The organism is Rhizobium sp. FG96 (assembly GCF_057808655.1).
The window spans coordinates 1-2500 of record NZ_JBMDIL010000031.1 but is presented as its reverse complement, the minus strand read 5'-3'; the positions used below and the strand labels follow the sequence as shown (position 1 = coordinate 2500).

The window sequence follows — 2500 nt, the reverse complement described above, 5'->3', positions numbered from 1 at the left end:
AACCAAACTCCGAATACCCGGGAGTACTACTCGGCAGACACACGGCGGGTGCTAACGTCCGTCGTGAAAAGGGCAACAACCCTAACCTCCAGCTAAGGTCCCCAAGTCATGGCTAAGTGGGAAAGGATGTGAGGATCCCAAAACAACCAGGATGTTGGCTTAGAAGCAGCCATCATTTAAAGAAAGCGTAACAGCTCACTGGTCTAAATAAGGGTCTTTGCGCCGAAAATGTAACGGGGCTGAAGCCATGCACCGAAGCTGAGGATTTGCAGCAATGCAAGTGGTAGCGGAGCGTTCCGTAAGCCTGTGAAGGGACAGTCGTGAGACATCCTGGAGGTATCGGAAGTGCGAATGTTGACATGAGTAACGATAAAGAGGGTGAGAGACCCTCTCGCCGAAAGACCAAGGGTTCCTGCTTAAAGTTAATCTGAGCAGGGTTAGCCGGCCCCTAAGACGAGGCGGACACGCGTAGTCGATGGGAACCACGTTAATATTCGTGGGCCTGGTGGTAGTGACGGATTGCGTAACTTGTTCATTCTTATTGGATTGAGTGGGCAGGGAAGCGGTTCCAGGAAATAGCTCCACCGTATAGACCGTACCCGAAACCGACACAGGTGGTCAGGTAGAGTATACCAAGGCGCTTGAGAGAACTATGTTGAAGGAACTCGGCAAATTGCACGCGTAACTTCGGAAGAAGCGTGACCCCATTTTACGCAAGTGAGATGGGGTGGCACAGACCAGGGGGTAGCGACTGTTTATCAAAAACACAGGGCTCTGCGAAGTCGCAAGACGACGTATAGGGTCTGACGCCTGCCCGGTGCTGGAAGGTTAAGAGGAGAGGTGCAAGCTTTGAATCGAAGCCCCAGTAAACGGCGGCCGTAACTATAACGGTCCTAAGGTAGCGAAATTCCTTGTCGGGTAAGTTCCGACCTGCACGAATGGCGTAACGACTTCCCCGCTGTCTCCAACATAGACTCAGTGAAATTGAATTCCCCGTGAAGATGCGGGGTTCCTGCGGTCAGACGGAAAGACCCCGTGCACCTTTACTATAGCTTTACACTGGCATTCGTGTCGGCATGTGTAGGATAGGTGGTAGGCTTTGAAGCGGGGACGCCAGTTTCCGTGGAGCCATCCTTGAAATACCACCCTTATCGTCATGGATGTCTAACCGCGGCCCGTCATCCGGGTCCGGGACAGTGTATGGTGGGTAGTTTGACTGGGGCGGTCGCCTCCGAAAGAGTAACGGAGGCGCGCGATGGTGGGCTCAGACCGGTCGGAAATCGGTCGTCGAGTGCAATGGCATAAGCCCGCCTGACTGCGAGACTGACAAGTCGAGCAGAGACGAAAGTCGGTCATAGTGATCCGGTGGTCCCGTGTGGAAGGGCCATCGCTCAACGGATAAAAGGTACGCCGGGGATAACAGGCTGATGACCCCCAAGAGTCCATATCGACGGGGTTGTTTGGCACCTCGATGTCGGCTCATCGCATCCTGGGGCTGGAGCAGGTCCCAAGGGTTTGGCTGTTCGCCAATTAAAGCGGTACGTGAGCTGGGTTCAGAACGTCGTGAGACAGTTCGGTCCCTATCTGCCGTGGGTGTAGGAATATTGACAGGATCTGTCCCTAGTACGAGAGGACCGGGATGGACATATCTCTGGTGGACCTGTTGTCCTGCCAAGGGCATAGCAGGGTAGCTATATATGGACGGGATAACCGCTGAAGGCATCTAAGCGGGAAACCCACCTGAAAACGAGTGTTCCCTATCAGAGCCGTGGAAGACGACCACGTTGATAGGCCGGGTGTGGAAGTGCGGCAACGCATGAAGCTTACCGGTACTAATAGCTCGATTGGCTTGATCGTTCTCATTGCTTGTGCTCATCGAACTTCGTTCGATGATGCCTGACCTTTTGTCCTCACGCGCCAATGGCGCTGCGGACGGCGCGCCAAACTGTTGGCGACGCGCCTTGCGCTTGCGGCCTTCGGCCGGGAGTGTAGAGCAAGATCAAAGACGTGTTCAAAAAATGCAGCCTAGCGGCTGCGCCAGCTTCTCAATTGTTGCGCTTCGCTGACCTGGTGGTCATGGCGGGGTGGCTGCACCCGTTCCCATTCCGAACACGGCCGTGAAACGCCCCAGCGCCTATGGTACTTCGTCTTAAGACGCGGGAGAGTCGGTCGCTGCCAGGTCTGCTAAACGCAACATAAATCTTCTCATCACATTCTACGGCCCAAAGCCGATCAAAGGGCCGCTCGCAAAGCGGCCTTTTTGCTTTCGAGCCCTATATGTAGACTGAAATAGCGATGCACCGGATCTATAATGGTGCGTCCCTTACAGGAGACAACTCCTTTGGAGTTGCTCCGGCAGTATGCGTAAAACGCCTTCGGCGCTTTACGCTATCGCGATAAATCCCGAAGGGATTTACGCTGGCGCGGGGTGGAGCAGCCCGGTAGCTCGTCAGGCTCATAACCTGAAGGCCGCAGGTTCAAATCCTGCCCCCGCAACCAA

The 2500-nt window shown here is 54.7% G+C and carries 1 tRNA gene and 2 rRNA genes (1 of these 3 cut by a window edge); all 3 read left to right on the top strand.

What is annotated here, in order from left to right:
* A 23S ribosomal RNA gene (locus ACODR6_RS31960) occupies nt 1-1857 on the top strand; it begins 943 nt to the left of the window's first position.
* A gap of 209 nt (nt 1858-2066) precedes the next feature.
* A 5S ribosomal RNA gene (rrf, locus tag ACODR6_RS31955) occupies nt 2067-2181 on the top strand.
* Between the two features lie 241 nt (nt 2182-2422).
* A tRNA-Met gene (locus tag ACODR6_RS31950) sits at nt 2423-2499 on the top strand.
* Nucleotide 2500: the final 1 nt, after the last annotated feature.